Source organism: Micrococcus sp. HSID17227 (assembly GCF_003989405.1).
In the GTDB taxonomy this organism is placed as follows: Bacteria; Actinomycetota; Actinomycetes; order Actinomycetales; family Micrococcaceae; genus Micrococcus; species Micrococcus luteus.
The window spans coordinates 1-7653 of the sequence record NZ_RBLN01000096.1 but is presented as its reverse complement, the minus strand read 5'-3'; the positions used below and the strand labels follow the sequence as shown (position 1 = coordinate 7653).

Below are 7653 nucleotides of genomic sequence, written 5' to 3'. Positions count from 1 at the left end.
GGATCGGGGTGTGTTCCGGAGCGCAGCCCCTGCCGGACATCCCGCACCACGGCACGGGCGGCTGGCCCGTGAAGGTGCGCACCGACGTCGGGCCGGCCGGCGGGGCCCGCCCCGGCCGCACGGCACCCGATCGGCCCGCTCCGGAGCACACCCCGATCCCGGTGCCCCACCCGGAGACGTGGGAGCTGCTGCCCACCCCGGACAGATGAGACCGTCCGCCTCCGTGCCCCGCCGTCCGGCCGCGCCCCTAGAATGGGACGCGGCCGACGGTGGCCCCCGTACGCCACCGATCCCGAAGCCAGACCTCGAAGGAGCACCGTGTCGGAGCCGAAGAACATCCTGCTGACCGTGGACGGAGAGCTGCGGGAGGTGACGCACGGCACCACCGGCCTCGACCTCTTCCGCGAGAAGCCGACCACCGCCGTCATGCGGGTGGACGGCCTGCTCTGGGACCTGGCCCGGGAGATCCCTGCCGGCGCGTCCGTCGAAGCGGTGGACATCACGGAGCCCGAGGGCCTCGAGGTGCTGCGGCACTCCACCGCCCACGTGATGGCCCAGGCCGTGCAGCAGCTGCGCCCGGGCGCCAAGCTCGGCATCGGCCCGTACATCACGGACGGCTTCTACTTCGACTTCGACGTCGACGAGCCCTTCACCCCCGAGGACCTCAAGCAGATCTCCTCGCTCATGCAGAAGATCGTGAAGTCCGGCCAGACCTTCCGCCGCCGCGTCGTGGACGAGGAGACCGCCCGCGCCGAGATGGCGGACGAGCCCTACAAGCTCGAGCTGCTCGGCAAGAAGGATGCCGCGGACACCGCCGGCGAGGGCGCCTCCGTGGAGGTCGGGGCCGGGGAGATCACCATCTACGACAACGTGGACCGCAAGACCGGCGACGCCGTGTGGTGCGACCTCTGCCGCGGCCCGCACCTGCCCTCCACCAAGCTCATCGGCAACGGCTTCGCGCTCACCCGCTCCGCCGCCGCCTACTGGCTCGGCAACGAGAAGAACAAGCAGCTGCAGCGCATCTACGGCACCGCCTGGGCCAGCAAGGACGACCTCAAGGCCTACCAGGAGCGCCTCGCCGAGGCCGAGCGCCGCGACCACCGCAAGCTCGGCGCCGAGCTGGATCTCTTCTCCTTCCCGGACGAGCTCGGCTCCGGCCTGCCCGTGTTCCACCCGCGCGGCGGCATCATCCGCAAGGAGATGGAGGACTACTCCCGTCGGCGCCACACCGAGGCCGGCTACGAGTTCGTCTACACCCCGCACATCACCAAGCAGCACCTCTACGAGGTGTCCGGCCACCTCGACTGGTACGCGGACGGCATGTTCCCGCCCATGCACATCGACGAGGTCCGTGATCCCGAGACCGGCGAGATCACGCGCCAGGGGCAGAACTACTACCTCAAGCCGATGAACTGCCCCATGCACAACCTGATCTACCGCTCCCGCGGCCGGTCCTACCGTGAGCTGCCGCTGCGGCTGTTCGAGTTCGGCTCCGTGTACCGGTACGAGAAGTCCGGCGTGGTCCACGGGCTCACGCGCGTGCGCGGCATGACCCAGGACGACGCCCACATCTACTGCACCCGCGAGCAGATGAAGGAGGAGCTGACCACCACGCTCAACTTCGTCCTCGACCTGCTCAAGGACTACGGCCTCAACGACTTCTACCTCGAGCTCTCCACGAAGGACCCGGAGAAGTTCGTCGGCTCCGACGAGATCTGGGAGGAGGCCACCCGCACCCTCGCCGAGGTCGCGGAGGCCTCCGGTCTGCAGCTCGTCCCGGATCCGGGCGGCGCCGCGTTCTACGGCCCGAAGATCTCGGTCCAGGCCCGGGACGCCATCGGCCGCACGTGGCAGATGTCCACCATCCAGCTGGACTTCAACCTGCCCGAGCGCTTCGACCTCGAGTACCAGGCCGCCGACGGCACCCGTCAGCGCCCCGTGATGATCCACCGCGCCCTCTTCGGCTCCATCGAGCGCTTCCTGGGCGTCCTCACCGAGCACTACGCCGGCGCGTTCCCGGCCTGGCTTGCCCCGGAGCAGGTCGTGGCCATCCCGGTGGCCGAGGCATTCAACGACTACCTGGACGACGTCGTCGCGAAGCTGCGTGCCGAGGGGATCCGGGCGCGCCTGGACGACTCCTCGGACCGCTTCCCGAAGAAGATCCGCACCGCGGCCAAGGAGAAGGCGCCGTTCGTGCTGATCGCCGGCGGCGAGGACAGGGAGGCGAACGCCGTGTCCTTCCGCTTCCGCGACGGCACCCAGGACAACGGCGTGCCGGTGGAGGAGGCGATCGAACGCATCGTGAAGGCGGTGCGCGAGCGCGAGGTCACCCCATGACCAGCCCCGGCACCGGCGGATCCGACGCGCGGGCGCAGGCCCGCGCGTCGGCGGACGCCGCCGCCACGGACGGCTTCGAGCTGCCCGGCGCCCCGGACGCCTTCGAGCGGTTCTGGAACGCCCACCGCATGGCGTACGTGTCCAAGGGGACGGGCCAGGTCAAGGACGAGCACACCTGCCCGTTCTGTGCGGCCCCGCAGCGCGACGATGAGGACTCCCTCATCGTCCACCGCGGCCGCACCGCCTACGTGGTGCTGAACCTGTACCCGTACAACCCCGGTCATCTGCTCGTCTGCCCCTACCGCCACGTGCCCCTGTACACGGACACCACCACGGAGGAGGCCGCCGAGATGGCGGAGCTGACCCAGACGGCGATGCTCGCCCTCGGCCAGGCCGCCGGCGCGTCCGGCTACAACCTCGGCATGAACCAGGGGGCGGTGGCCGGCGCCGGGATCGCGGCCCATCTGCACCAGCACGTGGTGCCGCGGTGGACCGGCGACGGCAACTTCCTGCCGATCATCGCTCGGACCAAGAACATGTCGCAGACCCTGGGGGAGACCCGGCAGATCCTCGCGGGCGTCTGGGACCGGGCCGCCCGGGACCACGCCGCGCGCCGGGCGGCCAACGCCCGTGCCGCGGCCGAGCATCCTCGCCCGGGGGCCGGAGACCCCGCCTGATGCTGGACCGTCACGCGCGCGGCGTCACCACCCGCCTGTTCACCCCGGTGGCCCGTACGCTCCTGCGGGCCGGGGTCAGTCCGGACACCGTGACGGTCGTCGGCACACTCGGCGTGAGCCTGGGCGCGCTCGTGCTCTTCCCCCTGGGGCACCTGTTCTGGGGCACGCTCTTCATCACCGCGTTCGTGTTCTCGGACCTGGTGGACGGGATCATGGCGCGCGAGGCCGGGTCCACCGGCCGCTGGGGCGCGTTCCTCGACTCCACCCTGGACCGCGTGCAGGACGCGGCCGTGTTCCTCGGGCTGTGCCTGTGGGGCTTCGGAGTCGGCGCCGCACCCGCGGTCGGCGCGCTCTCCGGGGCCTGCCTGGCCCTGGGCATGCTCGTCTCCTACGTGCGCGCCAAGGCGGAGGCCCTCGGCTGGGACGCGCACGTGGGCATCGCCGAGCGCGCCGAACGGCTCGTGGCCACCCTCGTGGTCGCCGGCCTCACCGGCCTCGGTCTGCCCCCGGTCGTCCTGGCCGTCACCTTGGGGCTGCTCGCCGCAGCCTCCCTGGTCACCGTCGGCCAGCGCATGGCTGTGGTGCGCCGCCAGGCGCGCGACGACGTCTGACCGGCCCGGCCGCAGGACCCGCCCGTCAGTCCGCCGCGATCTCCGCGACGACGGCGCCCGTCACCTGCACGAGGTCGGCGGGCGCGATCTCCACATCCAGGCCGCGTTGCCCGCCGGAGACGTACATGAGCTCCGCGTCGAGGGCGGAGGAGTCCAGGACGACGGGGTGGGGCCGGCGCTGGCCCAGGGGAGAGACGCCGCCCCGCACGTAGCCGGTCCGGCGTTCGACGACGGCCAGATCGGCCAGGGCGAGTCGCTTGACGCCCAGCACCGCGGCGGCGGCCCGCAGGTCCAGCTGACCGGACACGGGCACCACGCACGCGGCGAGCGCGCCGTCGGGGTCCGCCACCATCAGCGTCTTGAACAGTCGGTCGGCGGGCACGCTGAGCGCCCGGGCGACCTGGACGCCGAACCGCTCGCCGCCGGCGTCGAGGGCCACGTCGAAGGTGTGCAGCCGGTACGGGACCCCGGCGGCCTCGAGGGCGGCGACGGCCGGTGTGGCCGCCCCGTGCCGGGCGCTGCGATCCTTCTTGCGCTGGCCCACGGCGGACTCAGGCGATCCCGGCCTGCTCGCGCACGTTGCGCTTGATGCGGCCGAGCATGGCGGACATTCCGCGCAGGCGCAGGGGGGTGAGGGCCTTGGCCAGACCGAGGCGGGTGGGGATGTCCTCGGGCACGTCCAGGACCTCGAGGGCGCTCAGCCCGTCCAGGCCCTGGGTGAGCACGGAGGCGAAACCGCGCGTGGTGGGCGCCTCCGGGGGAGCGGTGATGAAGAGGCGGACCGGGGCCTGCGGACCGGGCTCACCCTCGAGCTCCACGGCCAGGAACAGCGGGGTCTGACACTCCACGACCTGCTCCATCTCGGCCTCGTGGCCGTCGTAGCGCTCCGGCAGCGCCGGCAGCTCGTCCGAGAATTCCAGCAGCAGCTCGAGCTTCTCGGGATCGGGCACCCCGGCGAAGTCGTCGATGATCTCGGCCAGGGCGGCGGGCACGGCGTGGTTCTCGGTCATGGTGTCCCAGTCTAGTGATCCACGCCGTGCCGGGGGCTCAGCGCGCGGGGGCCTCGCCCGGCTCTTCGCCGACGGCGATCGGCAGGCGCACGGCGTTGCCCCACTCGGTCCAGGAGCCGTCGTAGTTGCGGACGTCCTCGTGGCCGAGCAGGTACTTGAGCACGAACCAGGTGTGGGAGGACCGCTCGCCGATGCGGCAGTAGGCGATCACGTCGTCACCCTCCTGCAGCCCGGCGCCGGCGCGATAGACCTGCTCCAGCTCGGCGCGGGACTTGAAGGTGCCGTCCTCGTTGGCCGCGGACGCCCACGGCACGGACGCCGCCGTGGGGATGTGGCCGCCGCGCAGGGTGCCCTCCTGCGGGTAGCCGGCCATGTGCGTGGTCTCGCCCGTGTACTCGGGACGGGAGCGGACGTCGATCAGCGGGGTGGTCCCGATGGCCTGCAGGACGTCCTCGCGGGCGGCACGATCTGTGTGGTCGTCGCGCTCGATCACCGGGTACTCGGCGCGGGCCACGGTCGGGACCTCGCGGGTGGTCTCGCGTCCCTCCGCGATCCACTTGTCACGGCCGCCGTCCATCAGGCGCAGGTCCTCATGGCCGTAGAGGGTGAACACCCACAGGGCGTAGGCGGCCCACCAGTTGGACTTGTCGCCGTAGAACACCACGGTGGTGTCCCGGGAGATCCCCTTGGAGGCGGCGAACTCGGCGAAGGCCTCGGGGCCGACGAAGTCGCGGGTGACGGGGTCGTTGAGCTCGGTGTGCCAGTCGACGCGTTGGGCGCCGGGGATGTGGCCGGTGGAGTAGAGGAGAGCGTCCTCGTTGGACTCGAGGACCACGACGTCCTCGTCGCCGACATGGTCGGCGACCCACTGCGTGGACACCAGCTTCTCGGGGTGGGCGTACTCGGAGAACTTCGCGGCGGTATCGGTCATGGCACTGCCTTCCTTCGCGTCGGGGCGGGCCCGCACGGGCCCGGGGCGGGCGGCACGACGACGGCGGGTTCCGTGTCCGTGCCCTGCGCGCCAGATTACGGCACGTCGGTGTCACGTAAGAGGGTAGGGGCCCCTCAGTCCGGGACACGCGAGGTCACATGGGTCGGGTCCGCGGCCCGATAGCATGGCCCGGAATCCCCGTCGTCGACCCTGGGAGTGTCCCGTGGCTCAGATCGTCCACCTCGCCGACCGTTCGCCGCAGGTCACCCCGGACCAGCTGTTGTCCGGCTTCCACCCGTCGTACCGCTTCGGCACGGTGTCCTTCGACACCTACATCCCGGACCCCGCGCACCCCTCGCAGGCACAGGCCGTGGAGCGGCTGCGCCGGTTCGCGGCAGACCTCGGCCGGGGCGGTTCGGGCGGCGGGTTCCTCGGCGGCCTGTTCGGCGGGAAGAAGCGGGCGGCAGGGCCGGCCGGCATCTACCTCGACGGCGGTTTCGGCGTCGGCAAGACCCACCTGCTGGCCTCGACGTGGCACGCGGCCCCCGGGCCCAAGGCGTTCGGCACGTTCGTGGAGTACACCAACCTCGTGGGCGCCCTGTCCTTCCGCAAGGCGGTGGACGAGCTCAAGGAGTACACCCTCGTGTGCATCGACGAGTTCGAGCTCGACGACCCGGGGGACACCGTGCTGATGTCCCGCCTCATGCGCGAGCTGGCCGACGCCGGCGTGCGCCTGGTGGCGACCTCCAACACCCTGCCGGGCTCGCTCGGCGAGGGGCGCTTCGCGGCGCAGGACTTCAAGCGCGAGATCCAGGTCCTGGCCGACCAGTTCGAGGTCATCCGCGTGGACGGCGAGGACTACCGCCACCGCGGCCTCTCCGCCGCCCCGTCGCCGCTGGACGACGCCGCCGTCGAGGCCACCGCCCAGGAGAACTTCCCCGACGCGGGTGTGCTCGCCGTGGACGACTTCGCGGACCTCACCGCGATGCTCTCCCGCGTGCATCCCTCCCGCTACCGCGAGCTCGTCAAGGACGTGGACGTGCTCGCCCTCCACGACGTGCACACCATCACGGAGCAGGCCACGGCCCTGCGCTTCGTGGTGTTCGCGGATCGCCTGTACGACAAGGACGTGCCCGTCCTCGCCTCCGGTGTGCCCTTCGACGCCCTGTTCACGCAGGAGATGATGCACGGCGGCTACATGAAGAAGTACTTCCGCACGGTCTCCCGCATGACCGCCCTGGTCCGGGAGGGCCAGACGGGCGTGGCCGAGCACAAGTGAGCCACCGCCCCTGACCGGCACGACGACGGCGCGCACCGAGGCGGGTGCGCGCCGTCGCCGTGTGCGGGGCAGGGTCAGTGCACGGCGCGGAAGCACAGCGCCGCCCGCTTGCCCGGCAGCTCGACCTCCCGGTCCACCGTGAAGCCCAGAGCCCGGGCGGTCTTCACGGCCCGCGTGTTGCGGACGTCCGGCTCGATCACGAGCCGACGCGTGCCGGGGCGTGCGCCCAACCAGTCCACAATGCTCCGGTAGGCCGTGGCGCGGGCGCGCCCCTGCAGGCCGCCGGGGGCGGTGATGAAATGGAATCCGAGGTCCCCGTCCCGCACCTCGTAGGCGCCGCCGACCTCCTCCGCGCGAGGGTCGTAGGTCTGCACGAGGGCCACGAGGGTCCCGCCGTGCCACACGAGGTGGTTCGCGTGGGTGGGCTGGAACTCGAGGAAGTCGTAGACCTCCTCGACGTCCTGCACGCTGTGCCCGCGCATCCCGTAGAACTCCGCCCGCGGCTCCGTGACGAGTGCGTGGATCAGCGGGGCGTCCAGGGCCGGGCGGACGCGCGTCATGGTCAGGCCCAACGCCCCGACGCCGACCTCGGCCACGATGCGTCCCGGAGGGGCCCCGCCGGGGACGGAGCGGGCGGGTGCGACGCCGCTGCCGGCGGACGGGGGGACGGGACCGGACGGCACGGGCAGCAGGCGGCCGGCGGCCCACGCGTCCAGCTGATCCGTCACGTGCCCGCCTCCGAGACCGGAGGCGCCGAACGGGACGACCCACCGGCTGCGGGTGCGGTCGCCGAGGTCGAACACGACCA

General features: G+C 72.0%; 9 protein-coding genes. 5 read left to right on the top strand and 4 right to left on the bottom strand.

Annotated features, from left to right (window positions below; genetic code table 11):
* From D8M29_RS06625 to pgsA, 4 genes are all read left to right on the top strand, one after another.
* Positions 1-209, top strand: a 209-nt coding sequence (locus D8M29_RS06625) for a hypothetical protein (protein WP_202975950.1), incomplete at its 5' end; no start/stop codon positions are given.
* Positions 210-318: 109 nt separating this feature from the next.
* Positions 319-2337, top strand: coding sequence for a threonine--tRNA ligase (gene thrS / locus D8M29_RS06620; RefSeq protein ID WP_044659661.1), 2019 nt, complete (start codon positions 319-321; stop codon positions 2335-2337).
* On the top strand, positions 2334-3014 hold the full coding sequence (locus D8M29_RS06615) for an HIT domain-containing protein (protein ID WP_044659662.1): 681 nt from the start codon (positions 2334-2336) through the stop codon (positions 3012-3014). Before thrS ends, D8M29_RS06615 begins: the two co-directional genes overlap by 4 nt.
* Positions 3014-3625: a phosphatidylinositol phosphate synthase gene (gene pgsA, locus D8M29_RS06610; RefSeq protein WP_044659663.1), complete on the top strand. Its 612-nt coding sequence runs from the start codon at positions 3014-3016 to the stop codon at positions 3623-3625. Before D8M29_RS06615 ends, pgsA begins: the two co-directional genes overlap by 1 nt.
* A gap of 25 nt (positions 3626-3650) precedes the next feature.
* Here pgsA and D8M29_RS06605 read toward each other — a convergent pair whose 3' ends face one another.
* The 3 genes from D8M29_RS06605 to D8M29_RS06595 are packed head-to-tail and all read right to left on the bottom strand — an operon-like array spanning position 3651 to position 5566.
* Positions 3651-4169 (bottom strand): aminoacyl-tRNA deacylase, encoded by a 519-nt coding sequence (locus D8M29_RS06605; protein ID WP_044659664.1) that lies wholly within the window; start codon positions 4167-4169, stop codon positions 3651-3653.
* 7 nt (positions 4170-4176) lie between these two features.
* On the bottom strand, positions 4177-4635 hold the full coding sequence (locus D8M29_RS06600; RefSeq protein WP_004167585.1) for a SufE family protein: 459 nt from the start codon (positions 4633-4635) through the stop codon (positions 4177-4179).
* Positions 4636-4672: 37 nt separating this feature from the next.
* Positions 4673-5566, bottom strand: a complete 894-nt coding sequence (locus D8M29_RS06595; protein WP_044659665.1) for a sulfurtransferase — start codon at positions 5564-5566, stop codon at positions 4673-4675.
* A gap of 223 nt (positions 5567-5789) precedes the next feature.
* Between D8M29_RS06595 and zapE the strand changes: the two genes are divergently transcribed.
* Positions 5790-6845: a cell division protein ZapE gene (zapE, locus tag D8M29_RS06590; RefSeq protein WP_080981737.1), complete on the top strand. Its 1056-nt coding sequence runs from the start codon at positions 5790-5792 to the stop codon at positions 6843-6845.
* 74 nt (positions 6846-6919) lie between these two features.
* Here the strand turns inward: zapE and D8M29_RS06585 are convergent.
* Positions 6920-7653, bottom strand: a 734-nt coding sequence (locus tag D8M29_RS06585) for a GNAT family N-acetyltransferase (protein ID WP_127445859.1), incomplete at its 5' end; no start/stop codon positions are given.

What these genes read in the sequence shown, in the direction of transcription:
- D8M29_RS06600 (WP_004167585.1), bottom strand. Translation starts at nt 4,635, where the DNA reads ATGACCGAGAACCACGCCGTGCCCGCCGCCCTGGCCGAGATCATCGAC.
- D8M29_RS06615 (WP_044659662.1), top strand. Translation starts at nt 2,334, where the DNA reads ATGACCAGCCCCGGCACCGGCGGATCCGACGCGCGGGCGCAGGCCCGC.
- pgsA (WP_044659663.1), top strand. Translation starts at nt 3,014, where the DNA reads ATGCTGGACCGTCACGCGCGCGGCGTCACCACCCGCCTGTTCACCCCG.
- D8M29_RS06595 (WP_044659665.1), bottom strand. Translation starts at nt 5,566, where the DNA reads ATGACCGATACCGCCGCGAAGTTCTCCGAGTACGCCCACCCCGAGAAG.